The sequence below is a fragment of the Bradyrhizobium sp. USDA 4473 genome (assembly GCF_054063335.1).
On record NZ_JBSSGE010000001.1, the window covers coordinates 4,026,962 to 4,051,712 of the forward strand.

Annotated in this window: 20 protein-coding genes and 1 pseudogene; 8 read left to right on the forward strand and 13 right to left on the reverse strand. The window is 63.4% G+C overall.

Features of this window, described 5'->3' with window-relative positions:
* Positions 1-98 precede the first annotated feature (98 nt).
* The 4 genes from ACVW17_RS18660 to ACVW17_RS18675 all read right to left on the reverse strand — a co-directional run bounded on the left by ACVW17_RS18660 (position 99) and on the right by ACVW17_RS18675 (position 5,680).
* Positions 99-1,154, reverse strand: coding sequence for a 2-oxoacid:ferredoxin oxidoreductase subunit beta (locus ACVW17_RS18660; RefSeq protein ID WP_176529699.1), 1,056 nt, complete (start codon positions 1,152-1,154; stop codon positions 99-101).
* A complete protein-coding gene (locus ACVW17_RS18665; protein ID WP_456753233.1) occupies positions 1,151-2,998 on the reverse strand; it encodes a 2-oxoacid:acceptor oxidoreductase subunit alpha in 1,848 nt (615 codons plus the stop codon). Before ACVW17_RS18665 ends, ACVW17_RS18660 begins: the two co-directional genes overlap by 4 nt.
* The gene (locus ACVW17_RS18670) at positions 2,968-4,767 is read right to left on the reverse strand and encodes an FAD-dependent oxidoreductase (RefSeq protein WP_456753234.1); all 1,800 of its coding nucleotides are present in this window, start codon (positions 4,765-4,767) and stop codon (positions 2,968-2,970) included. Before ACVW17_RS18670 ends, ACVW17_RS18665 begins: the two co-directional genes overlap by 31 nt.
* A 241-nt stretch (positions 4,768-5,008) precedes the next feature.
* Positions 5,009-5,680, reverse strand: coding sequence for a hypothetical protein (locus ACVW17_RS18675; protein ID WP_456753235.1), 672 nt, complete (start codon positions 5,678-5,680; stop codon positions 5,009-5,011).
* A gap of 195 nt (positions 5,681-5,875) precedes the next feature.
* On the opposite strand from ACVW17_RS18675, the pseudogene ACVW17_RS18680 reads away from it, so the two are divergent.
* The 3 genes and pseudogenes from ACVW17_RS18680 (at position 5,876) to ACVW17_RS18690 (ending at position 10,993) form a co-directional block, all read left to right on the forward strand.
* Positions 5,876-8,204 (forward strand): annotated as a pseudogene (locus tag ACVW17_RS18680) (caspase family protein).
* A gap of 35 nt (positions 8,205-8,239) precedes the next feature.
* Positions 8,240-9,784, forward strand: coding sequence for a DUF1800 domain-containing protein (locus tag ACVW17_RS18685; RefSeq protein ID WP_456797780.1), 1,545 nt, complete (start codon positions 8,240-8,242; stop codon positions 9,782-9,784).
* A 15-nt stretch (positions 9,785-9,799) separates the two neighbouring features.
* Positions 9,800-10,993, forward strand: a complete 1,194-nt coding sequence (locus ACVW17_RS18690) for a DUF1501 domain-containing protein (protein ID WP_456753238.1) — start codon at positions 9,800-9,802, stop codon at positions 10,991-10,993.
* A gap of 301 nt (positions 10,994-11,294) precedes the next feature.
* Here ACVW17_RS18690 and ACVW17_RS18695 read toward each other — a convergent pair whose 3' ends face one another.
* Complete coding sequence (locus ACVW17_RS18695; protein ID WP_456753239.1) at positions 11,295-12,302, reverse strand: PAS domain S-box protein; 1,008 nt, start codon at positions 12,300-12,302, stop codon at positions 11,295-11,297.
* A gap of 356 nt (positions 12,303-12,658) precedes the next feature.
* Between ACVW17_RS18695 and ACVW17_RS18700 the strand changes: the two genes are divergently transcribed.
* Complete coding sequence (locus tag ACVW17_RS18700; RefSeq protein WP_456753240.1) at positions 12,659-13,000, forward strand: response regulator; 342 nt, start codon at positions 12,659-12,661, stop codon at positions 12,998-13,000.
* Between the two features lie 5 nt (positions 13,001-13,005).
* The gene (locus ACVW17_RS18705) at positions 13,006-13,386 is read left to right on the forward strand and encodes a response regulator (RefSeq protein ID WP_456753241.1); all 381 of its coding nucleotides are present in this window, start codon (positions 13,006-13,008) and stop codon (positions 13,384-13,386) included.
* Between the two features lie 91 nt (positions 13,387-13,477).
* Here ACVW17_RS18705 and ACVW17_RS18710 read toward each other — a convergent pair whose 3' ends face one another.
* From ACVW17_RS18710 to pqqA, 8 genes are all read right to left on the reverse strand, one after another.
* Positions 13,478-15,559, reverse strand: coding sequence for an ATP-binding protein (locus ACVW17_RS18710; protein ID WP_456753242.1), 2,082 nt, complete (start codon positions 15,557-15,559; stop codon positions 13,478-13,480).
* Positions 15,552-17,054 (reverse strand): ATPase domain-containing protein, encoded by a 1,503-nt coding sequence (locus ACVW17_RS18715; protein WP_456756469.1) that lies wholly within the window; start codon positions 17,052-17,054, stop codon positions 15,552-15,554. Before ACVW17_RS18715 ends, ACVW17_RS18710 begins: the two co-directional genes overlap by 8 nt.
* 509 nt (positions 17,055-17,563) lie before the next feature.
* On the reverse strand, positions 17,564-18,535 hold the full coding sequence (gene pip, locus ACVW17_RS18720; protein WP_456753243.1) for a prolyl aminopeptidase: 972 nt from the start codon (positions 18,533-18,535) through the stop codon (positions 17,564-17,566).
* Positions 18,525-19,754 (reverse strand): pyrroloquinoline quinone biosynthesis protein PqqE, encoded by a 1,230-nt coding sequence (gene pqqE / locus ACVW17_RS18725; RefSeq protein ID WP_456797781.1) that lies wholly within the window; start codon positions 19,752-19,754, stop codon positions 18,525-18,527. Before pqqE ends, pip begins: the two co-directional genes overlap by 11 nt.
* Positions 19,751-20,059, reverse strand: coding sequence for a pyrroloquinoline quinone biosynthesis peptide chaperone PqqD (pqqD, locus tag ACVW17_RS18730; RefSeq protein ID WP_173638120.1), 309 nt, complete (start codon positions 20,057-20,059; stop codon positions 19,751-19,753). The genes pqqE and pqqD overlap by 4 nt, the downstream gene beginning before the upstream one ends.
* 10 nt (positions 20,060-20,069) lie before the next feature.
* On the reverse strand, positions 20,070-20,825 hold the full coding sequence (gene pqqC / locus ACVW17_RS18735) for a pyrroloquinoline-quinone synthase PqqC (RefSeq protein ID WP_456756470.1): 756 nt from the start codon (positions 20,823-20,825) through the stop codon (positions 20,070-20,072).
* Positions 20,826-20,845: 20 nt separating this feature from the next.
* Entirely contained in the window at positions 20,846-21,775 is a 930-nt protein-coding gene (gene pqqB, locus ACVW17_RS18740; protein WP_456753244.1) for a pyrroloquinoline quinone biosynthesis protein PqqB, read from the reverse strand.
* 145 nt (positions 21,776-21,920) lie between these two features.
* Positions 21,921-22,001 carry a pyrroloquinoline quinone precursor peptide PqqA gene (gene pqqA, locus ACVW17_RS18745; protein ID WP_035635412.1) on the reverse strand — a complete coding sequence of 27 codons (81 nt, stop codon included), beginning with the start codon at positions 21,999-22,001 and terminating at the stop codon, positions 21,921-21,923.
* Positions 22,002-22,325: 324 nt separating this feature from the next.
* Here pqqA and ACVW17_RS18750 point away from each other — a divergent pair, with 324 nt between their 5' ends.
* The 3 genes from ACVW17_RS18750 (at position 22,326) to ACVW17_RS18760 (ending at position 24,713) form a co-directional block, all read left to right on the forward strand.
* The gene (locus tag ACVW17_RS18750; RefSeq protein WP_212021861.1) at positions 22,326-22,583 is read left to right on the forward strand and encodes a DUF6894 family protein; all 258 of its coding nucleotides are present in this window, start codon (positions 22,326-22,328) and stop codon (positions 22,581-22,583) included.
* A gap of 167 nt (positions 22,584-22,750) precedes the next feature.
* Positions 22,751-24,025, forward strand: coding sequence for a PQQ-dependent sugar dehydrogenase (locus tag ACVW17_RS18755; RefSeq protein WP_456753245.1), 1,275 nt, complete (start codon positions 22,751-22,753; stop codon positions 24,023-24,025).
* 118 nt (positions 24,026-24,143) lie between these two features.
* On the forward strand, positions 24,144-24,713 hold the full coding sequence (locus tag ACVW17_RS18760; protein ID WP_456753246.1) for a c-type cytochrome: 570 nt from the start codon (positions 24,144-24,146) through the stop codon (positions 24,711-24,713).
* The last annotated feature ends 38 nt before the right edge of the window (positions 24,714-24,751 follow it).

Below are 24,751 nucleotides of genomic sequence, written 5' to 3' on the forward strand. Positions count from 1 at the left end.
ACAATCTGCATCGGTGGTTATGGGTCCCTGCTTTCGCAGGGACGACATAGAGCTTGTTGCACATCCCTGCCGCGTATTGTGACGGCGAGAATTCGAACTTACCGCAGGCTGGCGTTGATCTTGTCCAGCACGGCCGAGCCGGGGCAGAGCGCCTGTTCATCCAGCGTGTTGAGCGGCGTCTCGACGGTGTCGAGATGGGTATGCAGGTCTTCGGCGTCCGGATCGACGTAGAGCAGACCGGTGACGATCTGGCCCTTGGCCGCGTGCTTCTGCAGGAAGGTCTGGGCGCCGAGCCGATCGTGCGGATCGTAGTCGGCATCGAGCTTGCGCAGCGCGAGCCTGGAACCGTCATGCTGCTCGACCACCTGCACGGTGCCCGGCGCATAGTCGACGCTGATCGGATCGCGGCCGACCAGCACGTCGAGCCGGTTCACCGCGTCATTGTGCTCGCGAACATAGTCGAAGCTCTTGGTCGAACCGGCGTGATTGTTGAAGGCGATGCAGGGGCTGATCACGTCGATGAAGGACGCGCCCTTGTGCCGGATCGCAGCCGCGATCAACGGAACCAGTTGCGTCTTGTCGCCGGAGAAGCTGCGCGCCACGAAGGTGGCGCCGAGTTGCAGCGCGATCGCGACCAGGTCGATCGCGTTGTCGGTGTTGGTGACGCCCTTCTTGGACTTCGAGCCGCGGTCGGCGGTCGCCGAGAACTGGCCCTTGGTCAGGCCGTAAACGCCGTTGTTCTCGACGATGTAGGTCATGTTGACGGCGCGCCGGATCGAATGCGCGAACTGGCCGAAGCCGATCGAGGCTGAGTCGCCGTCGCCGGAGACGCCGAGATAGATCAGGTCGCGGTTGGCGAGGTTGGCGCCGGTCAAGACCGACGGCATGCGGCCGTGTACCGAGTTGAAGCCGTGCGAATTGCCGAGGAAATAGTCCGGGGTCTTCGACGAGCAGCCGATGCCGGAAATCTTCGCCACCCGGTGCGGCTCGATCGAGAGCTCGTAGCAGGCCTCGATGATCGAGGCGGTGATCGAATCGTGGCCGCAGCCGGCGCACAGGGTCGAGATCTTCCCCTCGTAGTCGCGATGGGTATAGCCCAGCTCGTTCTTCTTCAGGCCGGGATGATGAAACTTCGGCTTTGCAATGTACGTCATGTCACGGCCTTGCGGAGAGGGGTCACCTTGAGATGATCCTGGTGGTCGCCGATTGCGCCCGCGATGAAGCGAGCGGTGATCGGCGTGCCGTCATAGTGCAGGATCGGCACCAGCCTGACGGGATCGATGCCGTTCTCGTTGACGATCAGCTGGCGGAGCTGGCCGTCGCGGTTCTGCTCGACCACGTAGACGAAGTCGTGGTCGGCGATGAAGCTCGCGACGCTGGAGTGGAACGGGAAGGCGCGGATCCGCATGCGGTCGAGCTGGTGGCCGCGCGCCTCCAAAATCCCGATCGCCTCGTCCATCGCCGGCGAGGTCGAGCCGAAATACAGCACGCCGTATTTGGTCGGCTTGGCCGCATTGGCTTGCAGCGGCCGTGGCACCATGTCCTGCGCGGTCTCGAACTTGCGCACCAGGCGCTGCATGTTATCGGCGTAGACGGCGCCTTCCTCGGAATAGCGCGCGTAGCGGTCGCGCGAGGTGCCGCGGGTGAAGTAGGAGCCCTTGGTCGGATGCGTGCCGGGATAGGTGCGATAGGGGATGCCGTCGCCGTCGACGTCGAGATAGCGGCCGAAATCGCGGCCTTCTTCGAGCATCTCCGCCGTCATCACCTTGCCGCGGTCGTATTGCTTGGCGTCGTCCCATTTCAGCGGGCGGCACAGCCGGTGGTTCATGCCGATGTCGAGATCGAGCATCAGGAAGATCGTGGTCTGCAACCGCTCGGCGAGATCGAAGGCAGCGGCGGCGAACTCGAACGCCTCGGCCGGATCTTCCGGGAACAGCAGCACGTGCTTGGTGTCGCCGTGCGAAGCATAGGCACAGGCGATCACGTCGCATTGCTGGGTGCGGGTCGGCATGCCCGTGGAGGGGCCGGCGCGCTGGATGTTCATGATCACGGCCGGGATCTCGGCGAAATAGGACAGGCCGATGAACTCGGTCATCAGCGAGATGCCGGGACCCGATGTCGCGGTGAAGGCGCGCGCGCCGTTCCAGGAGGCGCCGATCACGATGCCGATCGAGGCGAGCTCGTCCTCGCCCTGCACGATGGCGTATTTCGCCTTGCCGGTCTCGGGGTCGTGGCGGTACTTCTTGCAGTGGCTGGTGAAGGCTTCCGCCACCGACGACGACGGCGTGATCGGATACCAGGCGCACACGGTGGCGCCGCCATAGACGGCGCCGAGCGCGGCGGCGCTGTTGCCTTCGATGAAGATGCGGTCGCCGACCTTGTCGGACTTCTTCACCCGCAGCCCGAGCGGGCTTTTCAGGTTCTGCAATGCCCAGTCGCGGCCGAGATGCAGCGCATGGACGTTGGAGGACAGCAGCTTCTCCTTGCCCTTGTACTGCTCGCCGATCAACTGTTCGACCAGCTTGGGATCAAGGTCGAGCAGCGCGCACAGCGCGCCGAGATAGATGATGTTCTTGAACAGCTGGCGCTGCCTGGGATCGGTGTAGGTCGAGTTGGTGATCGCGGTCAGCGGCACGCCGATGACGGTGATGTCCTCGCGAAATTTCGACGACGGCATCGGCTTGGTCGAATCGTAGAACAGATAGCCGCCGGGCTCGATCGAGGCGATGTCCTTGTCCCAGGTCTGCGGGTTCATCGCCACCATCATGTCGACGCCACCACGGGCGCCGAGATGGCCGTCCTCGGTGACGCGCACCTCGTACCAGGTCGGCAGGCCCTGGATGTTGGAGGGGAAGATGTTGCGTGGGCTGACCGGCACGCCGTGGCGCAGGATCGAACGCGCGAACAGCTCGTTGGCGGAAGCCGAGCCCGAACCGTTGACGTTGGCGAAGCGGACGACGAAGTCGTTTACGCTGCTGATCGGGCTTTGGACTGACATGTTGATCCCGCTTGAACCATATCGATAAGGTACTTCTGCATGTCCCAGGCGCCGGTCGGGCAGCGCTCGGCACACAGTCCGCAATGCAGGCAGACGTCTTCGTCCTTGACCATGACCCGGCCGGTCTTCAGGTCGCCGGAAACGTACAGCGCCTGGTCGTGATGCGGCGAGGGCGCCTTCAGGCGCTGCCGCAAATCATCCTCTTCGCCGTTCTGGGTGAAGCTGATGCAGTCCATCGGACAGATGTCGACGCAGGCGTCGCATTCGATGCAGAGCGGCGCGGCAAACACCGTCTGCACGTCGCAATTCAGGCAGCGCTGCGCTTCGCCGAGCGCGAGCTTGAGGTCGTAGCCGAGCTCGACCTCGGTGCGGATGTCCTTCAGCGCGACCACCTTGTCGCGATGCGGCACCTTGAACCGCTTGTCGGCGGAGATGTCGTTGTCGTAGCTCCACTCATGGATGCCCATCTTCTGGGAGGAGACGTGCACCTCGGGCAGCGGACGCTCGTTGATGTCCTCGCCGGACAGCATCTTGTGAATCGACAGCGCGGCATCATGGCCGTGCGCCACCGCCCAGATGATGTTCTTCGGGCCGAACGCCGCGTCGCCGCCGAAGAACACCTTCGGATTGGTCGAGACGAACGTCTTGGGATCGACCTTGGGCATGTGCCACTTGTCGAATTCGATGCCGCAATCGGCTTCGATCCAGGGGAACGCATTCTCCTGGCCGACCGCAACGAGCACGTCGTCGCAGGGGATTGTCTCGTCCGGCTCGCCCGAGGGCACCAGATTGCGCCGGCCCTTGGTGTCGTACTCGGCCCGCACCTTCTGGAAGGTGACGCCGATCAGCTTGCCGGCGACGTGCTTGAACGCCACCGGCACCATGTAGTTGAGGATCGGGATGTCCTCATGGATGGCGTCTTCCTTCTCCCACGGCGAGGCCTTCATCTCCTCGAAGCCGGAGCGGACCACCACCTTGACGGCCTCGCCGCCGAGGCGGCGCGCGGTGCGGCAGCAATCCATCGCGGTGTTGCCGCCGCCGAGCACGATGACGCGGCGGCCGATCTTGTCGACATGGCCGAACGACACGTTGGCCAGCCATTCGATGCCGATATGGATGTTGGCGGCGGCCTCCTTGCGGCCGGGAATGTCGAGCTCGCGGCCGCGCGGCGCGCCGCTGCCGACGAAGATCGCGTCGTAGTTCTCGGCGAGCAGCTGCTTCAGGCTGTCGACGCGTTGGCCGCCCTTGAACTCGACGCCGAGGCCCAGGATGTAGCCGGTCTCCTCGTCGATCACGCTGTCGGGCAGGCGGAATTTTGGAATCTGGCTGCGCATCATGCCGCCGGCCTTGGGATCGCCGTCGAACACGGTGCAGTGATAGCCGAGCGGCGCGAGATCGCGCGCGACGGCGAGCGAGGCGGGGCCGCCGCCGATCAGCGCGACGCGCTTGCCGTTCTTCGGCGCAGGCTTCGGCAGGCGATGCTTGATGTCGTCCTTGAAGTCGGCGGCGACGCGCTTCAGGCGGCAGATCGCGACCGGATTGTCCTCGACCCGGCCGCGGCGGCACGCGGGTTCGCACGGACGGTCGCAGGTGCGCCCGAGAATGCCGGGGAACACGTTGGACTTCCAATTGATCATGTAGGCGTCGCTGTAACGCCCCTCAGCAATCAACCGGATGTACTCGGGAACGGGGGTGTGTGCGGGGCAGGCCCATTGGCAATCGACTACTTTATGAAAGTAATCCGGCGCCGAGATATCAGTCGGTTTCATTCCTACCTTTGACCCGCGCGAAAATGCCTGACCGCGCGGCCTTATCGTTGACGACGAACGCTCATGTTGGCGTTGTTCTGGTTTTTGAATTGGATCATAGGCTTATCTTATTAGAGCCGTTCCAGAGAAGGCAAAGGCTAAATTGTCCGATCATCTGCTTTCGCGCGGCTGATGTGCGCTCAGCGTTAATCTCGATCGCGTTATGCGGCGGTGCAGCATGACTGCACCGCCAAGTCGTTTGTCAGCTCCGCGGCAGGTCGCTCTTCGCGATGTCCCACAACAGCCTGTAGACGCCGCTGGTGACCACCAGCGGCTTCAAGGCTGCGTTGCCGGTGATCGCTGACAAGGCAGCAGGCACCGCGCTGACGTCAGTGGCGTCGATCAGCACGAACCAGTCGCCGGCGCCGGGATCGGCCTTGTCGGCATCCGGTGTCAGCGGCTTCGACAGCACGGGATCGTTTTCCAGCAGGTGCATCGAGATGATGCCGTCGCGCGCGGCCGGATCGAGGTGTTCCCGCAATGCAGTGCGGAGTTTGTCGGCGCCATCGGCCGGCGGGCGCAGGCGGATGATGCCAAGCGCCGCGCCCCGGCCGACGCCGCGGCTGATCGTGATGCGGGCCACGCCGCGGATCATGTTCTGAAAGCGTGCGATGTTGGCCTTCGACCAGTCGGTCTGGTTGGCGAGCGCTTTGCGGTAGGCCGGGCTCTCGAGCACATCGAAGGTCGCGGTCGAATACAGGCTCAGATATTTCGGCTTGCCGTCATCGGCGACGTAGCGACGGGCTTCGAGGAATCCGTCGATCGCGACCCGTTCTTCAAGATGCTCGCGGTCGTACCAGCGGTTGAATTCAGCTTCGTGTAAGCTGTCGATATCCATCGAGGTCAGCAGCATGCCCTGTCCGGCGATTGGCATCGAGTGCTCCTTTTTTGCCTGTTTTATCTGCACAATATCGCTGACCCGCGCGGGCCAGGGAAGCCGGTTCCTGCTGCCCGGCAGCGTGCAGACCAAGGATTGCCACAATTGCCGCAATCCTGTTCAGCGCGCATTCACGGAAGTAGCATTTTCATCCGACACGCCCGTTTCCGGGAAGAAAAAAGGACAGCCGCCATGGCGCGAATTTTGTGGGCATTGATTGTCGGCCTGGTGTCGCTCGCGTCACTTCCCGCCCATGCGGAGGATCAGGAGAAGCGCCTCGCGCTCGTGGTTGGCAACGGCGCCTATCAGGCCGGCGCGCTGCAAACCGCCGCGAACGATGCCGGGTTGATCGCGCAGACCTTGCAGGCCGCCGGTTTCGACGTGGTCGGGGCGCGCGATCTCGATGCCGAGACGCTGCGCAAGTCGTTCCGCGATTTCATCCAGAAGGTGCAGGACGCGGGACCCAATGCGGTGGCCTTCGTCTATCTCTCCGGTTACGGCGTGCAGCTCACCGGCGAGAACTACTTCGTGCCGGTCGACGCCAAGATCGCCCGCGACACCGACGTGCCGGTCGAGGCGATCCGCATCTCGGATTACAGCCATCAGCTCTCGGCGCTGCCGATCAAGGCCGGCGTGATCGTGCTCGATGCAGCGCGCAGCAATCCCTTCGCCAAGGACGGCCAGCCGCTGGCCGGCGGTCTTGCGCTGGTCGATCCCGATCCGAAGATGCTGATCGCCTTCAATTCGGCGCCCGGCACCGTCGCGCCTGACGGTGCGCCGCCTTACGGGCCGTACGCGCAGGCGCTGGCGGAAATGATCCGCGCCGGCGGCCTGACCTTGCCCGAGGTGTTCGACCGCGTTCGCCTGCGCGTCAACGAAATGACCAAGGGCGCCGAGATCCCCGTGGAACGCGCAGAAGGTCGATGCGCCCTTCATGTTCTTCGAACGCAAGCCGGATGCCCCGCCGCAGCAGGTCGATGCCGGACTGCGCAGCAAGCCGATCCGCGATTTCCCGGCGCAGGACGCCTATGCGGCGGCGCTCGAGCGCGACACGCTGCAAGGCTACGAGGATTATCTGCAGGCCTATCCGACCGATCCGCTGGCCAAGCGGGTGCGCGCGATCGTGGCGGCGCGGCGCGAGGCGATCACCTGGCGGCGCACCTACAATGCCGATACTCCCGATGCGTACTGGTCGTATCTGCGGCGCTATCCGCGCGGGCCGCACGCCTATGACGCCAGGCGCCGGCTCTCCTATCTCTCGGCCGCGCTGGAGCCGCCGCCGCAGTTCACGGCGCTCGACTACGACGTGCCGCCGCCGCCGCCCGACGAGATCGTCTATGTCGACCGTCCGGTGCTGTACTACAGCGATCCGGTGTTCGCCTTCGCGCCGCCGCCACCGCCGCCGGTGTTCTTCCTGCCGCCGCCGCCGCCGGACTTCGTGGTGCTGCCGCCGCCGCCGCCGCCGATCGGCCTGTTCGTGCTGCCGACGCCGTTCTTCGTGGCGATGCCGGCCTATGTCGCCGCGCCGGCCTATGTGGTGCCGCCGCAGAACAACATCGTGTTCAACAACATCCACAACACGACGGTGATCAACACGGTCATCAACAACCCGAACCCGACGCCGGCGCAGCTCCGTGCCGCCGGCGTGACGGCGGCGATGGGCGGTGCACCGGTCACCGCGGCACCGCAACTGCCGGCGGCGGCGGCGCAGCGCGCCAACCTCGCACCGCCGGCCGGTCGGCAAGGCGTCACGCCTGCGCAGGGCGCGGCGATGGGAGCGCCGGGCGCTGCACCGAACGCACCCGCCGCGCCGAACGCAGCGGCCGCGCCGAACGCGATGGGCGCACCGACTGCGCATACGCTGCCGGGCGCGAAGAATGGACCGCCGCTGCCGCAGTCGGCGACCGCGCCGGCCAATCCCGCGCAACAGCATGGCGCCGTGCAGCCGGGCACCACGCAACCCGGTACGACGCAGCCTGGCACTGCGCAATCCGGCGCAAAGCCGAACGCGCTGACGCCCGCCAAGCCTGCGACGGCGATGGCGCCTGCCAACGCGCAACCTGCTGCCCCGACCAAGCCCACCGCTGGCCCGGCGACAAACGCGCCGGCTTCGCCCGCGACCGCCGGCAAGCCGGAAAGGCAACAGCTCAACCGGGCCGCGACCGCGCCGACCGGCAATGTGAAGCCTGCCACGGCCCCGCCGCCGACGAACCGCGCGACATCGGTGCGGCCGACGCCGGCGGCGCGTCCGGCGCCCGCGCGTGCCGCGGTGTCGCCGCCGCCGGTCTCCCGGCCTGCGCCACAGCGGGCCGCCCCGCCGCCGCGCCCCGCACCTCCGCCGCCCCGCGCGGCAGCCGTTGCGCCACGTCCGGCACCCGCACCGGCGCCGCGCGCCGCGCCGCCCCCACCGCGGCCGGCGATGCAGGCGCAACGCGCGGCTCCGCCACCGCGGCCGGCGGCGCCGCCAAGGCCCGCGGCACGCGCCGCGCCGGCCTGTCCTCCCGGCAAGTGCAAACCCTGAGGGCATGACACCATGAGCCGAGCAGGTCAGCCTTCATGAGCATCACGGCCATACTCGGATCGCGGGCAGTCGCGAAACTGGTGATCGGTGCGATCGCGGGGCTGGTGGCGTTGCACCAGCCGGCGCGGGCGGCCGAACTCACGGCGCAGGACATCGCGCTGCTCGATCGCCTGACCTGGGGCGTCAGCGCCTCCAGCGCGGCGCATCTGCGCGAGATCGGCACCGAGCGCTGGTTGCAGGAGCAGTTGCATCCGGCCGCCTCCGTATTGCCGGCTGCCGTGCATGCGCAGATCGAGGCGATGCCGGACGTGCATCGCTTCCCGTTCGATATCGCGGTGACCTTCGACCTGCAGGCCAAGTCGGCCAACCAGGTCGCCGACCCGGAGCAGCGCCGGGCGGCGCAAACGGTGTTTCAGCAGGGGATGAACGATCGCGTCAAGCAGGCCGCCGCCCGCACCATCCTGCGCGCGCTCTATGCGCCGGATCAGTTCCGCGAGCGGATGACCTGGTTCTGGTACAACCACTTCAACGCGTTTCAGTACAAGGCCATGATCCGCGTGCTGATCGGCGACTATGAGGATCACGCGATCCGCGCCAACGCACTCGGCAAATTCCGCACCCTGCTGTCGGCGACGCTGCATCACCCGGTGATGCTGCGCTATCTCGACAATGCCGACAACGCGGCCGGCCACCTCAACGAGAACTACGCCCGCGAGATCATGGAGCTGCATACGATGGGCGTCGGATCCGGATACAGCCAGGCCGACGTCGAGGCGCTGGCGCGGATCCTCACGGGTGTCGGCGTCGACTTCGCATCGCAGGATCCCAAGCTGAAGCCGGAGCTGCAGTCCCAGCTCGTTCGGGAAGGCGGCTTCGAGTTCAATCCGGCGCGCCATGACTATGGCGACAAGACCTTCCTCGGCCATCAGATCAAGGGCCGGGGCCTCGCGGAGGTCGACGAAGCCCTCGACATCCTCTGTCATCACCCGGCAACCGCGGCGCACATCTCGAGGCAGCTCGCCACCTACTTCGTATCCGACAACCCGCCCGAGGCGCTGGTGCAGCGCATGGCACAGACCTTCCAGCAGACCGACGGGGATATCGCGGCCGTGATGTCGACGCTGGTGCATGCGCCGGAGTTCACCGCGACGCTGAAGGATGGCGCCAAGTTCAAGGATCCCGTGCTCTACGTGATCTCGGCCGTGCGGCTCGCTTACGACACCAAGGTCATCCTCAATACGATGCCGATCCAGGGCTGGCTCAACCGCCTGTCGGAAGGTCTGTTCAACCACGAGACGCCAGACGGCTACTCGATGCTGTCGACGGCCTGGAACGGCCCGGGGCAGATGATGCTGCGGTTCGAGATCGCGCGCGCGATCGGCTCGGGATCGGCCGGGCTGTTCAAGCCGAACGAGCCCAACGCGGTCGACCAGCCGGCGTTTCCGCAGGTCATGAACGGGCTCTATTTCAGCAATCTCAAGCAGACGCTGAGTCCGACCACGCTCGCCGCGCTCGATCAGGCGGTCTCGCCGCAGGACTGGAACACGCTCTTCCTGTCGTCACCCGAGTTCATGCACTGAAAGGGAGGTTCGCCAATGAACCGCCGTGAACTGATCAAGGCCTTCGCTGCGTCCGCTTCGCTCACCGTGGCCGGCCGGGTCTGGGCGGCGCCCGCGACCGATGCGCGCCTGCTCGTGGTGTTCCTGCGCGGCGCCTATGACGCCGCCAACGTGATCGCGCCGGTCGGCAGCGAGTTCTATTACGCCGCGCGCCCGACGCTTGCGGTCGCGCGGCCCGATGCCGGCAATCCGAATGCGGCTCTGACGCTCGACGCCGAATGGGGCCTGCATCCAAGCTTGCGCGATTCGATCCATCCGTTGTGGGCCAAGCGCGAGATCGCGTTCGTGCCGTTCGTCGGCACCAGCGACGACCTCTCGCGCAGTCATTTCGAGACCCAGGACACGATTGAGCTCGGCCAGGCCGTTGGCGGTGGCCGCGACTACCGCTCCGGCTTCATGAGCAGGCTGGCGCATGAACTGGCGCGGGTGAAGCCGATCGCCTTCACCGATCAGCTGCCGCTGATCTTCCGCGGCCAGACCCAGGTGCCGAACACCTCGATCGCAAGCGTCAGCAAGCCCGGCGTCGACGACCGCCAGGCGCAGCTGATCAAGGGGATGTACACGCAGGGCAGTCTCGCCAACTCGGTGTCGGAAGGCTTTCGTGTCCGCGACGACGTCTACAAATCCGTCTCCGAGGAGATGGCGGCGGCGAACCGCGGCGCGGTGTCGCCGCATGGCTTCGAGCTGTCGGCGCGGCGGATCGGGCACTTGATGCGCGAGCAGTTCAACCTCGGCTTCGTCGATGTCGGCGGCTGGGACACCCATGTCGCGCAAGGCGCGGCAACCGGCTATCTCGCCAACCGGCTCGGCGAACTGGGCCGCGGCCTTGCCGGCTTCGCCGAGGAGATCGGGCCTGCGATGTGGCGCGACACCGTCGTGGTCGTGATCTCCGAATTCGGCCGTACCTTCCGCGAGAACGGCAACCACGGCACCGATCACGGCCATGGCAGCATCTATTGGGTGATGGGCGGCGGCATCAATGGCGGGCGCATGGCCGGCGAGCAGGTCAAGGTCGCGGAAGCGACGCTGTTCCAGAACCGCGATTTTCCGGTTCTGACCGACTACAAGGCGTTCTTCGCCGGGCTGATCCAGCGCGTTTACGGCCTGCAGCAGGCAAGCCTCGAGCGCATCTTCCCCGGCATCAAGCCGAAGGATTTGAACCTGGTTTGAGGGGGCACTGACCAAAACAGCGAAACAACCCCATGCAAAGGAGCAGCCAGTATTAAAATACCTACTTGACACGTCGGGCAAATCAACGCTATTTTTCCACTATTCCGAAATCATTGCCAGGACAGCGCGCCCGGAACGACACGACAAAGGAGCTCACGCGGTCTCTGGGGCGCGTACTCATAAACTCGTCGCGTCCGCTCTTGTGCCAGAAGCTAACGTTGAAGCCGACGTAACCGCGGCCTCGTGTCATGAACGGAAGTTGCCGCGGTGGAAGAGCAGCGAAGCCAGTTCGTATGGGATTTCACGTCGGAACGGCGACTTCGCAATCAAGGCCTTCCGAACGCCAGTCAAAGCGCACCATACCGCCAAGTGGTTTGATGGTTCCTTCGATGAGGCGACTACCAAAGCCCTTGCGTTTTGGCGCACTTACGCTCGGACCACCCAATTCGGTCCAACGGAGCGCCAGTACTCCATCTTTGCTGCGCGACCACGTCAACCTAACATGGCCTTTCGCGTTAGATAGCGCTCCATACTTGGAAGCATTGGTTGCCAACTCATGCAAGACCACAGCAATCGCCTGCGCAGCGGTAGGTTCTAACATGGTTTGAAGACCGTCCATCCGAACCCGCGTGCCGTGTTCATCGAGATAAGGGGCGAGTTCCTGCCTGGCGATCGCCGAGACTTCAGCGCCTATCCACCGCGATTCAACAAACAGCGAGTGAACATTTGCCATCGCTTGGATGCGCCCGCTGATCACATCCTTGAGGCCTTCGGAAGTGTCGGACTGGGAAAGATTGATGATTGCCTGCACGTTTGAGAGGATGTTCTTGCTTCGGTGCTCCGCCTCGCGAGCGAGAATCCCGATCTGCTCCTGAGCCCGCTTCTGCTCGGTAATATCCCTCGCAATCTTCGATGCGCCAACGATGTTGCCATGGGCATCTTTGACGGGAGAGACAGTGAGCGAAACGACGATTGAGCTACCATCCTTCCGTCGGCGAACAGTCTCAAAGTGGTCTATCCGTTCACCACGTCGGATGCGCGTTAAAATGTCGCGTTCTTCGCTTAGTCGATCCTCCGGGATCACAAGCGTAATCGGCCGACCGATCGCCTCGGAGGCCGCATAGCCAAAGATGCGCTCGGCCCCCTTGTTCCAGCTCGTAATGATGCCGTCCAGATTCTTGCTGACGATCACGTCGTCGCTGGACTCAACTATAGAGGCCAGCAGATTGGCCAAGCGCTCGGCACGTTCCTTAGCCGGCTCGTTGACGAGAGGCCTGCGTTGAAGTCCCGGCTGGTCTTTGGATGTCAATGGGAAGTCCCAAAATGTAGGTGCTGCACTGCCGTTAGCAGCTAATCATAGCACCAAAAAGCCCTAAGGATCTCTGTTGGGGCAGCAGCGGAAGTCGACGTGAGCTTAGAACGGACGAGGTCCTCGACCGAGGCCCCATAATCCGCCTTTAACCAATGCAAAAGCTTCCAAGTCGTTCTCGACATTACCGTGCGCTCGGAATCGCCGGTGATTGTTATCGTCGACGTGGCGCAAATGGCAGAGGGCTCAATGGTTTGGAACGTTGTACCCCTCCTGCGGTTTGTCTGACAACATCCGAGGCGCCAACGATGGTCCCCCAAGAGCAGCTAAAGAGCGATAGGGTCAGGATTTTGCTCGTGGAGGACGAATGGTTAATCCGATCTGATGCAGCTGAGCAGCTTCGAAGCGCTGGGTTCGGGGTTGTTGAGGCAGCCACCGCAGATGATGCGATGGATTACATCTCATCAGGCGAACGGATCGACGCGCTCATAACCGACATTCGAATGCCAGGCACTCTTGATGGTCTTGATTTAGCTAGGAAATTGCGCGTCATGCAACCGATGCTGCTCATCCTCGTTGCCTCCGGAAGCACAGAACTGGAGGGCGCAGCGAGCCGCGTAGGTAGGTTCATCAGCAAGCCATACGATCCCAAGCAGATCGCAATGCTGATCGCGGAGATGCTCGGTCCTGCGCTGTAGTACGTATGCAAGCAGCAACTGTATTGATCGTCGAACATGACGTTCTCGTGCGGCATCCGCTGGCGGAGTACCTTCGCGAGTGCGGCTATCGCGTGGTGGAGGCAACGGACCACGATGAGGCGCGTGAATGCCTCGAAGGTGGCAAGCACAATATCGATGTTGCCTTGATCGACGCGGGTAGTCCCACCGGTTCCGGGTTTGCTCTTTCTGCCTGGATAAGGGGCAACCACCCGACTGTGAAGACGATGCTGGGAGCTACAGTCGGCAAAGTCCTCGCGTTAGCTGGCGATCTTTGCGAGGAGGGCCCGCAGGCGGCAAAGAAGCTGAACTATCGACCCGTGCTGGACCATATCCGTCAATTGTTAGCGACCCGAAAGCGGCCGTGAGTCCCCCAAGAACTTGTAGCGGAAATCGCCGCCAGCAGGCCGCTCGGAGTCAAAAGCCGTCGCCGCAAGCCGTCGTTTATGGGTACACGACCTAGGACAGCATCTCACCTATCTTTGCCGCCAGTTCTTCAATTTGAAAGGGCTTGCTTATCATCGCCATATTCGTTCCAAGGAAACCAGCTCGAATGGCGGCGTTTGCGGCATAGCCGGTGACGAACAGGATCGGCACCTTCGGATGATGCTTGCGAGCGACTTCAGCGAGCTGCCGGCCGTTCATGCCGGGCAGTCCAACATCGGAAATCATCATGTCTATCGGGCGGCCGCTTTCCAGCAGCTTGATTGCGGTGTCAGAATCAGGGGCTTCGATCGTTCCGTAACCCAGCTCCGAGAGCAGTTCGCCGATGAGAAGACGAACCGAAGGGTCGTCTTCGACAAGCAGAACGGGCTGACCGGCTCCCTGCGGAGACGCTTCATGATGAACGGTGGTCTCGACCGCGCTTTGATCCGCAGCCGGCAGGTAGATCTTCGCGGAGGTGCCCTGGCCCGGCGTCGAATGGATCCGGACCTGGCCGTTTGACTGCCGTGCAAACCCGTAGACCATCGATAGGCCGAGACCGGTGCCTTGCCCCACAGGCTTTGTCGTGAAGAAAGGATCAAAGACCTTTTCAATCAGGTCCGGCGTCATTCCGACACCGGTGTCCGAAACTGCCACGACCACGTAGCGGCCGGGCGAAATGCCTGGTCGAGACCTTGTATTTGTCGCGTCGAGGTCAACTACGGACGTCTCGACGGTAAGCTTGCCTCCGTCAGGCATCGCGTCTCGCGCGTTGATGGCGAGGTTTAGGATGGCGTTCTCGAGTTGATTTGCATCCACGATGGCGGCGGGCACGTCCTCGTTGGTTTCGATGGCGATCGAGATGTTCTCGTCCACCGTGTGATGTAGCAGGTCCGAGAGCGACCGGACGAGGGCATTGATATCGGTCGGTTTGCTGTCTAGAGATTGCCGGCGCGAGAAGGCAAGAAGCCGTGACGTCAGATTGGCAGCCCGATGCGCCGATGTACTCGCCGCGTCCATGAAGCGATTCAAGTCGTCAAACCGATTTGATGCAATGCGCCGTTTCATCAAATCGATGGCGCCGATGACGCCCGTCAGCATGTTGTTAAAGTCGTGCGCAATGCCTCCGGTGAGCTGGCCGACAGCTTCCATCTTCTGAGCTTGGATCAGCGCGGATTCTGCCCGCGACCGCTCTGCCGTCTCCTTGCGGAGATCGGCCAAGGCCTTCTCGAGCTCCGCGGTACGTTCGGCTACCTGCAGTTCGAGCGTCTCGGCGGCCTTTGCCAGCCGTTGCTGCGCGAGCTTTTGCTCGTTGATGTCGACGACGACGCTTATCGCCCCCATGATCGCGCCGTCTCTCAAGATTGGCACGCTGCTGATCCGGGTCCAGACCGGTCCCTCTGCCAAGCCCGTGTAGAGAAATTCGACCCCGGTCACATGTTCGCCCTGCAGCGCACGCGCGCTCGGGAAACGGCTTCGCGAGAGCGGAGACCCGTCGATGTCCTGCGCAAGCCATTCATGTTCTGCCCCAGGGTCGAAAGCGGGGCTTTTGCCGGACTTGGAAAAACGTCTGAATGCCGGATTGGAGAGCAGACCGGTTCCGGTCTTGTCAAGGAACATGACCCCGACCGGAAGATTGTCGAGCAGCGTTGTCAACCTCGCCCGCTGCGTGTCTAGCTCCGCGAGCTGGTCGCGCATCAGAAACTGTCGCTGTCGCGCCCGCATCGCCGACGTGATCGTACTCAGCAGGGATTCGCTGCTGAGTGGCCTCTCGAGCAAGACCACATTCGTCGCGCTTGGCGGCAGTTTTCGGCGGACGGCCTCATTCGGACGCTCGCGTCCCGCTCGTCGGCCGAATAGTAGAATGAACGGAATGTCCGACCATGCCGGTTGTGCCGTCAGGGCGGATTGCAGCGCCGACGTGTCAACGCCGAGTGCTTCCTCGGTCATCAGAATGACGCCCGCGTGCGCATCGACGAGTGGCGCGAGCTCGACGAAGCTTTCGCAGATCTTCGTATCGTACCCCTGGGACAGCAGTAGTCCCGATACGCTCTCCGCATCGCTGCCGTAAGGGGCGATGATCAGGACGCGATGGCCCTCAGCTGCTGTCCTATGCACCTGAACCGCGATCTTCCATGAGAGGATTGGTTGCGCCGGTGTATTCCGGTTTTCCGGTCAAGATGCCCCTGAACTCCGACAGAGGCTCGCCGACCCTCACGCCCCGGTCGTCGATGCGCATCTCGCGGATCGTATCTTCGTGCCTTCCGGACCTGCTTTTGACCACGGAGATGGCCTTCCTGATACGTCCTGCAGCCTCGAAAAACCGCAGAAGGATGACCGTGTCGGCCAGATAAGAAACATCCAAGCCATTCGTCTGCAGGTTTCCGAAGAAGCCGCTTTGGGGGTTGATCATCAGCGTCAGGACGCCGGACTGGCTCAGGTAGGACAGCAGTTCGTGAAGCTGCAGAATAAGTTGCTGCTCCTGCGGCATGGCGGCGACGTAGCCGCTGAGGCTGTCGATCATGAGGATCTTGATGGAGCGTTGTTGGACTTCCTTGATAACGTTGGCGGCAAACTCGCCCGGCGAAATCTCCGCAGGATCGATCTGCCGAACGACAAGCTGCTCCTTATCGATGCACGCTCGAAGATTGAGGCCCATGGCTTCCGCGCGCGCCAAAAGGGTGTCGATGCGCTCGTCGAATTGATAGACCGTCACCTTCTCTCCTCTCGCGCAAGCAGCAGCGAGGTATTGCAGCCCGAGAGTGGTTTTACCCGCGCCGGAGGGGCCGGTGATCAGAATTCCTGTGCCGCGCGCAGGGCCGCCATTCAGCAAGGCGTCAAGTTCCGGTATGCCGCTACGAACGCGTTCGTTCGAGTATTCGATTTCATGCTCGGCCGCGACCAGTCGAGGAAAAATATCCAGGCCGCCACGCCGAATGACGAAGTCATGAAATCCGGCGATGAAATCCACGCCTCGAAGCTTTTGAACCTGAAGCCGCCGCCGTGCCGCGCCAAAGTCCAGCGTCAGCCGCGACAGGGTAATGACGCCATGGCAAAGGCTATGTAAGTGATTGTCCGAATTGCCGCCTGATCCGGTGAAGTCGTCCACCAGCAGGACGGTCGTACTGAGACCGGAGAAAAATTGCTTCAGAACCAGAAGCTGCCGCCGATACCGGAGCGGATCCTGGGCGAGCAGCCGCATTTCGGAGAGACTGTCGAACACGACCCTGGTCGGCTTGATCTTCTCGACCTGCGCCTTGATGAGCTTGATCGTTTCTCCAAGCTCGATTTCCCAGCTATGGAGTATCGACTGATCTCTGCCCGGGCCGAGGACTTCGTCCGCAGCGCTCAGTTCAAAAATATCGATTCCGCCGAGATTCCAACCATGGGAGGCCGCGACGATTTCGAGCTCTTCCTTGGTTTCCGACAACGTGATGTAGAGCACCCGCTCGTTCTTGGATTGCCCGTCCTGGAGAAATTCGAGGGCGAGCGTTGTTTTGCCCGAACCGGGCGTTCCCTCGACAAGATACAAGCGGTTGCGGGGCAAGCCGCCACGAAGGACATAGTCCAAACCGGCGTTGCCGGTCGAAATGCGATTGCGTGTGTGATCCATGGCGCGTTTGGTAAATGGCTCAGTATTTGTCGTTCTGCACGAGACGGCAGAGGCAAAGGGCTGTTGCCAGATACGCCGCCCGCCGCCGATCAAAATGTTCACTAGTGAACACAACCACCGCCTCTGAAGGGTACGTCAGAGAAGACGATGCTGTTCAAACCCATGCTCCTGTCCTTCATTGTTCCTGGAACAGAACGCGCGCGACGGCGATTGGCTCCCTCAGACAAGGAACTCTATTTCGGCCATTCGGTCGGATAACAGCGGAACATTTTTCGTGGGGCCACCCATTCGGCAGGTGGGAGAGGGGCAGCCGGAATGTGGGGCAGCACATGAAATCGCACGGCCCGATCTTGTCGATTGCGCCGCCTGGCTTGTCACAATCCTGATTGGACAGAGAACGCCGCAAACGACCTTGCACCACAAACCCAACGGACCCGGACGAGCTCAGGTCGCCATCAAAGTCCAAGCAATGGGCTGCGCGGGCGATCAGTTTATGAGTGCGCGCGTAGTCATTGTCGCGCCGCCAAATCCGCGATCGCCTTCATCACGGCGTTGCGGATGCCGGGATCGTAGAGGATGTGGCCGGCGCCATCGATGATGCGGACTTCGCTGCCCGGCCAGCGCGCGGCGAGCGCGTGCGAGGTCGCGGGCGGGCACAGCAAATCGTAGCGGCCCTGCACCAGGATGCCGGGAATGCCGGCGAGCTGGCCGGCTTCCTCCATCAGCTGGTTCGGCCGCATGAAGCAGTCATTGGCGAAATAGTGCGCTTCCATGAACGGCGTCGAAGGCAGGGCGCCCGCTGCCTTGAGATCGAGCCGCGTCTGCTTCGGCGTGTGCTCCGACAGCACGCGTTCGGTGTCGTGCCAGGCGCGCGCGGCCGGTGCGTGCACGGCGGCATCGGGATCGAGGATGCGGCGATAATAGGCCGCAAGCGGCGCCGCGCGCTCGTCCGCGGGCAGGACGTTGAGGAAGTCTTCGAAGAGGGCGGGATAGAAGCGTGGCAGAGCGCGCAGAAAGACGTCGTCCAGCTCTTCGCTGGTGCCGAGGAAGGTCGCGCGCAGCACCAGGCCACTGACCCGTTCCGGATGAGCCTCTGCATAGGCCAGCGCCAGCGTTGCGCCCCAGGAGCCGCCGACCACCATCCAGCGCGCGAAGCCGAAATGTTCGCGGATCTTCTCCATGTCGGCGATCAAATGCTGCGTCGTGTTGTGGTCGCGGCTGCCCTTCGGCCGGCTGCGGCCGCAACCGCGCTGATCGAACAGCACGGCGTGAAAGCGCTCGGGATCGAACAGCCGGCGGTGGTCCGGCTGGCAGCCGCTGCCCGGGCCGCCATGCAGATAGACCGCCGGGATGCCGCCCTCGCGCCCGACGCTCTCGACGTGCAGGCTGTGGCCACAGCCGACATCAAGCCATTCCGACGTCAGCGGCGCAAACGGATCGCCGCGCCTCGCAGCCTTGCCGGCGTCGGCGTCAGGCGCCATGGGGGTTGTCCTGAGATTTATCCTGGTGTTCGTCCGTCTCCAGCGTGCCGCCGGCGAAGTTGCGATAGAGGAAGCGGTTCTGCGTGCCGGCGGATTCCCGCTCGGCCTGCTTGAAGATTTCCTCGTGCCGCGGCGACAATGCGCAGGCCGGGTCGGTATTGCCGGCGTCACCGGTCAGCGCAAAGGCCTGGCAGCGGCAGCCGCCGTAATCGACCTCGCGGAATTCGCAGGACTTGCACGGCTCCGGCATCCAGCCGGTGCCGCGATAACGGTTGAAGGCCTCCGAGTTCTGCCAGATCCAGGCGATCGAATGGTTCGAGCGCACCGACTCGAATTCGAGCCCGGTGATGCTCTCGGCGGCGTGGCACGGCAGCACCTTGCCGGCCGGCGAGATGTTGAAGAACTGGCGGCCCCAACCGCCCATGCATTTCTTCGGCCGCAGCGCGTAATAGTCCGGCACCACATAATCGATCGCGAGCGTGCCCTTCAGGCGCGCCTGCGCTTCCTCGACGATCCGGCTGGTCTCCTCGATCTGCTCGACCGTCGGCATCAGCGCGGCGCGGTTCTTCAGCGCCCAGCCGTAATACTGCACATTGGCGACCTCGAGCCGGTCGGCGTCGAGATCGACCGCCATCTGGATGATGTCGGGCAGCTGATGCAGGTTCTGCCGGTGCATCACCGCATTCACCGTGAGCGGCAACTCCAACTCGCGGGTCCACTTCGCGACCTCGAGCTTCTTCTTGTGCGCGCCCTTCAGCCCTGCGACGCGATCGGCCACGGTGGGCTCGTTGCCCTGGAAGCTGATCTGCACATGGCTGAGGCCGGCATCGGCCAGCGCCGACAGCTTGTCCTTGGTCAGCAGCACCGCCGAGGTGATCAGGTTGGAATAGAGCCCGACATCGGATGCGTGCTGCACCAGCTCGACGATGTCCTTGCGCGCGGTCGGCTCGCCGCCGGAGAAATGGACCTGGAGCACGCCGAGCTCGGCGAGCTCGCTCAGCACCTTCTTCCATTCCTCAGTCGTGAGCTCGGTCGAGCCGCGGTCGAGCTCGACCGGGTTGGAGCAGTACGGGCATTGCAGCGGGCAGCGGTGGGTGACCTCGAGGAGCACCGCGAGCGGGATGCCGTAGGTCTCGGCCGCCGAGCGAGCGCCTTCCAGCACCGCAAGCCCGTCGCTCGGGCCCGTCGTGATCTTGTTGTCGGCGAGCGTGTCACTCATGCCGTGCTCTCGCGCGCTTCGGTGAGAAAACCCTTGTCGGCCAGATCCTGCAGCATCGCGATCACGTCGGTCGCGATCGCCTCGCGTGGAGCGGCGTATTTCTCCGCGAGCTGGTCGACCATTTGGGCGACGCTGCGCACGCCGTCGCAGAGCTGCAGCACCTCGACCGCGATCTCGTCCGGCGCCAGCACGCGCTCCGGCGCCAGGATTACCCAGACCTGACGTGTCTCGTCGAATTTCAGCCTGGTATGCCGCGGCAGTTTCGGCCGGCTGGTCTCGCTGACGCTGATGTTGCGGCTGGCCATGATCGTGTCCTTAGCCCGCCTTCGGCACGAAGGCGCCGGGCGGAATCTGGCCGTCGACATACGCATGGTAGAGTGCGTCGAGCTGCACCCAGAGCACGTTGGTCTTGAAGATCAGCGCGTTGCAGACCGCCTCGCGCTCGGCCGGCGTTTTCGCATGCTGCTTGACGTAGTCCAGCGCGAAGCCGGCGTCGCGCGGCGCCTGGGTCAGGCGGCGGCTGAAATAGCTCATGATGTCGGGGTTGACGAAGTCGTAGTGCTTCAGCATCCCCGAGATGCGCTCCTCATGCAGGTTCGGCGCGAACAATTCGGTGAGCGAGGAGGCGATCGCCTCCAGCGGCGTGCGATCGCGGCAGAAATGCACATAGGCCTCCACGGCGAAGCGCGTCGCCGGCAGGATGCCTTCGGTGGATTCCACATAGGCGGTGTCGAGGCCGAGGCCTTCAGTCAGCTTCAGCCAGCGCTCGATGCCGCCTTCGTTGCCGAGGTCGCCGTCATGATCCTCGATGCGGTGGCGCCATTCGATCCGCGTGTTGCGGTCGCGGAAGCGCGAGATCACCATCGCGTCCTTCAGCGGGATCGTGCTCTGATAGTAGTAGCGGTTCAGCGCCCAGGCCTGGACCTGGCCCTTGTTGAGCTTGCCGCCGTGCAGCAGGCGGTGGAACGGATGCAGGCTGTGATAGCGCGTCGCACCGATCGTGCGCAGCGTGGCTTCCATCTCCTCGGCACTGTCGAGCGTAACGCCCTTGCCGATCGAGAGCGCGGTCATTCCGTTGGTGGGCACCACATTCACAGCACGATCTCCGTTCCGTCGGAGGGAATCTGCCAGCCCGCCTGTTCGGCCGCCTTGCGTTCGGCCGAGGTCCCAAGCAGTACCGGGTTGGAGTTGTTGATATGCAAAAACACTTTTCGTCCGATGTCGAGCCCGGCGAGGCTTGAGATCGCGCCCTGATCGCCGGACATCGCGATATGTCCCATGCCCTGGCCGGTCTTGTTGCCAAGCCCCCCCGCGATCAGCTCGTCGTCGCGCCACACCGTGCCGTCGAAGAACACCAGGGGCGCGCCCTTGAGCCGTTCTTTCAGGTCGTCGGTCACCCGGGCGCAGGCGGCCAGGAAGTAGAAGTATTTGCCGCTGCGCTTGTCCGCAATACGCAGACCGAGCGTATCGCCGACGCCGTCGGCGCCGGCTGGGTGCGCCTTGCCCTCGAGATACCAGGCGCCCTTGCCGGGAACCTCGAACGGCAGCACCTCGAGTCCGGACGGCGATCCGTCGGGCAAAGTGGGCTCGAAGGCCTGGTCGACCGCGATCGGCAGGCGGGCGACGTTCTTGTCGCTCAGCACGTTGAAGATGCTGTTGGAGCGCAAGATCGCCAGCACCCGCTCATGGGCGTAGATCGCAAATGGCGAGCCCTCGCGCATCGACAGCAGCCCGGCGACCGCATCGATCTCGCCATTGGTGAGGATGACGCCGGCGATCGGGCTGTGGCGCAGCGCGCCGGGCTTGGGATGCAGTTGCGGCGTCGCGGTGAATTGCTGGCGCAGATCGGGGGAGGCGTTGACCAGAAACCAGTGCGTACCGTCGCCGCTGACGGCGATCGAGGCTTGCGTGCTTTGCAATTCCGGATGGTCGCTTCGCGCCGTCCTGCACACGGCACAGCCGCAGTTCCACTGCGGAACGCCGCCACCCGCCGCGGCACCCAGGACGACGACACGAAGCATGATCCGTCCCCTGGAGAGTTTTTCTCGAACCCAGAAACGTTACGAGGTGGACCCCGGTTTTGAAACACACTCCCTTGTTCGGGAGCGCGTTACGCCCGGATGTCCACCTGCGCTAAAACGCTAAACGTGTAGTGGGCGCTGCCGCTTACTTGCGGGTGGCGCACATATACATGTTGATTTCCATGCCGACCGACACTTCGACGATCTTCGGTGCTTTCCAGGCCATTTGGCTCTCCTTGTTGCAACCGGACGAACTTTCCGCCCTAACGGGTAAACTACTGCGGTTCGAAAAGTTCGCCACTTAAATTTTTCGCAAGGAGCCCTGCGGAGCGGCATGCTGCACTGCGGAAGGCAATTCCGGCCCACTCACAAATTTGTGCGCGCCGTTCCCGTCAAAACCCGGTGCCATCAGACCTTTTTCCTGTTGTTCGCCACACGGTGAATGGTGATGTTGGATTAAGAAACAGGGGCCCGCGGTCCTCCCAAGGTCCTGGTGACTAAATTGTGCTTCCCCGCGACGGGAAGCGACTAACCGAGCCGAGTTCAGCCGATGCCACGCTATTTCTTCAATACCCGTATCGGCGACGAGCTGATTTCCGATCCCGACGGCGAGATCCTGCGGGATCCTGATCGTGCGTGGGAGATGGCGCGGGCGATGATTCGCGAGCTGCTCAAGACCGAGGGGGCCGATGGTGCGCTGCTCAGCGCGGTCATCGAGGTGACCGACGACGAGGGCGAGATCGTGCTGGAGTTTCCCTTCACCGAGGCGATGCTGGATCGCCCGGACCGCTCGATGACGAGGCACTGACGCACGCTGACCCGGCCGCCGCCTACAACCATGCGTTGGCCGATGTCAGTGATGTTTCCGATTGCAATTGTCCGGACAAATTCGCAAGACTATGAACGGAAAGCCGAACCGCGCCGGTCCACATTAATGGCGCAATCAACAACGGCTTCCACCCAGGGGAGATCATCATGAAAAAACGCTCGTTCGCACCACGCAGCCTGATGCTGGCGGGGGCCATGCTGGGGGCGTTCACGCTCTCTGCTGCGGCGCAACAGCCCGCGGCCGCGCCCGCCGCCGGTGCCGCGCCTGCCGCGCAGCCGCTGCCGCCGGGCTCGCCCATGATCGGCCGTCCGGACAATGAGGCCGCCGCCAAGCTTGCGCCGGTGGCGCCGCCGCCGCTGCCGGCCGCGCCCGACAAGCTGCCGCTCGCCAAGCTCAAGGTGCCGGCCGGTTTCAATGTCGAGGTCTATGCCGCAGGGATGGCCAATGCGCGCTCGCTGGCGCTCGGCGACAAGGGCACGGTGTTCGTCGGCAGCCGGCTCGTCGACAAGGTCTATGCGATCGTCAACAAGGACGGCAAACGCTCGGTCAAGGTGATCGCCTCCGGCCTCTATCGCCCGAACGGCGTCGCCTTCAAGGACGGCACGCTCTACATCGCCGAACTCTCGAAGGTCTCCAAGATCGACAAGATCGAGGACAATCTGGACAACCCGCCGAAGCCGACCGTGATCTACGACAAGCTGCCGAAGGACGAGGCGCATGGCTGGAAGTTCATCGCCGTCGGCCCCGACAACAAGCTCTATGTCCCGGTCGGCCAGCCCGGCAACAACGTGCTGCATGATGCCGATCACGGCCAGATCCGCCGCATGAATCTCGACGGCTCCGGCGCCGAGATCTACGCGCTCGGCGTGCGCAACTCGGTCGGCTTCGACTGGAATCCCGAGACCAAGCAGATGTACTTCACCGATAACGGCCGCGACTGGCTGTCGGAGACGGTGCCGGAAGACGAGCTCAACCGCGTCACCAAGGCGGGCGAGGATTTCGGCGCGCCGTATTGCTGGCAGGGCAACATCATCGACCAGGAGCTCGGCTGGGGTAAGTCCTGCAAGGACTATACCGCGCCGGTCGGCCTGATGGGCCCGCATACCGCTTCGCTCGGCATGCGCTTCTATACCGGGAGCATGTTCCCGAAGGCCTACAAGAACGTGATCTTCGTCGCGCGCCACGGCTCCTGGAACAAGTCGCAGAAGCAGGGCGGCGACGTCGTCGTCGTCAGGCTGAACAAGGACGGCACCGTGAAGTCGGTCGAGCCGTTCCTGACCGGCTTCCTCGAGGACAACAAATATGTCGGCCGCCCGGTCGACGTGATGCTGCTGAAGGACGGCTCGCTTTTGGTCTCCGACGACTGGAACGGCGCGGTCTATCGCGTCAGCTACGGCAAGCCGAAGGTCGCTAACCAGTAATTGAAAGTCGTCATCGTCATTGCGAGCGAAGCGAAGCAATCCATTTTTCCACGTGCGGAGAGATGGATTGCTTCGTCGCTTCGCTCCTCGCAATGACGGAATATGCCGGGAGCAGCCAATGTACAAAACCATCACCGTAGCGCTGGCATTGGCCTCAATCGCGTTTCCTGTCGGCGCCGAGACCATCCAGGAGCGCGCTGCGGCGTGCTTTGCCTGCCATGGCGAGCACGGCACGTCGGAGACCGAGAACACGCCCTCGCTCGGCGGCCAGCAGGCGCCCTATGCGCTGATCCAGCTCTTCATGTTTCGCGAGAAGCTCAGGGTGTTCGACCCGATGAACGAGATGGCGAAGCCGATGACCGACGACGATTTGCGCGCCTTCTCCGATTTCATCGCCACGCTGCCGAAACCGACGCCCCCCGCGGATGCCGGCGATCCCGCTAGAATCGCGCGCGGCCAGGCGCTGGCGCAGCAGAACCGCTGCAACAGCTGCCACAACACCGATTTTTCCGGCAAGGACAACGTCCCCCGCATCGCCAACCAGCGCGAGGACTACCTCGCCAAGACGCTGGCCGAATACAAGGACAACAGCCGCCACGGCTACGACGCCACCATGGCCGACGTGATGCAGACGGTGAGCAAGGAGCAGATCGGCGACCTTGCCTATTACATCGCACATGTCCGCTGAAACATCAGGCGGCGGCCCGCTGGCCTTGCTCTTCGTGT

What these genes read in the sequence shown, in the direction of transcription:
- pqqD (WP_173638120.1), bottom strand. Translation starts at nt 20,059, where the DNA reads ATGGCCAGCCGCAACATCAGCGTCAGCGAGACCAGCCGGCCGAAACTG.
- ACVW17_RS18685 (WP_456797780.1), top strand. Translation starts at nt 8,240, where the DNA reads ATGAGCATCACGGCCATACTCGGATCGCGGGCAGTCGCGAAACTGGTG.
- ACVW17_RS18705 (WP_456753241.1), top strand. Translation starts at nt 13,006, where the DNA reads ATGCAAGCAGCAACTGTATTGATCGTCGAACATGACGTTCTCGTGCGG.
- ACVW17_RS18715 (WP_456756469.1), bottom strand. Translation starts at nt 17,054, where the DNA reads ATGGATCACACACGCAATCGCATTTCGACCGGCAACGCCGGTTTGGAC.
- ACVW17_RS18660 (WP_176529699.1), bottom strand. Translation starts at nt 1,154, where the DNA reads ATGACGTACATTGCAAAGCCGAAGTTTCATCATCCCGGCCTGAAGAAG.
- ACVW17_RS18690 (WP_456753238.1), top strand. Translation starts at nt 9,800, where the DNA reads ATGAACCGCCGTGAACTGATCAAGGCCTTCGCTGCGTCCGCTTCGCTC.
- ACVW17_RS18665 (WP_456753233.1), bottom strand. Translation starts at nt 2,998, where the DNA reads ATGTCAGTCCAAAGCCCGATCAGCAGCGTAAACGACTTCGTCGTCCGC.
- pqqB (WP_456753244.1), bottom strand. Translation starts at nt 21,775, where the DNA reads ATGCTTCGTGTCGTCGTCCTGGGTGCCGCGGCGGGTGGCGGCGTTCCG.
- ACVW17_RS18750 (WP_212021861.1), top strand. Translation starts at nt 22,326, where the DNA reads ATGCCACGCTATTTCTTCAATACCCGTATCGGCGACGAGCTGATTTCC.
- pqqE (WP_456797781.1), bottom strand. Translation starts at nt 19,754, where the DNA reads ATGAGTGACACGCTCGCCGACAACAAGATCACGACGGGCCCGAGCGAC.
- pqqA (WP_035635412.1), bottom strand. Translation starts at nt 22,001, where the DNA reads ATGGCCTGGAAAGCACCGAAGATCGTCGAAGTGTCGGTCGGCATGGAA.
- ACVW17_RS18675 (WP_456753235.1), bottom strand. Translation starts at nt 5,680, where the DNA reads ATGCCAATCGCCGGACAGGGCATGCTGCTGACCTCGATGGATATCGAC.
- ACVW17_RS18755 (WP_456753245.1), top strand. Translation starts at nt 22,751, where the DNA reads ATGAAAAAACGCTCGTTCGCACCACGCAGCCTGATGCTGGCGGGGGCC.
- pqqC (WP_456756470.1), bottom strand. Translation starts at nt 20,825, where the DNA reads ATGACCGCGCTCTCGATCGGCAAGGGCGTTACGCTCGACAGTGCCGAG.
- pip (WP_456753243.1), bottom strand. Translation starts at nt 18,535, where the DNA reads ATGGCGCCTGACGCCGACGCCGGCAAGGCTGCGAGGCGCGGCGATCCG.
- ACVW17_RS18670 (WP_456753234.1), bottom strand. Translation starts at nt 4,767, where the DNA reads ATGAAACCGACTGATATCTCGGCGCCGGATTACTTTCATAAAGTAGTC.
- ACVW17_RS18760 (WP_456753246.1), top strand. Translation starts at nt 24,144, where the DNA reads ATGTACAAAACCATCACCGTAGCGCTGGCATTGGCCTCAATCGCGTTT.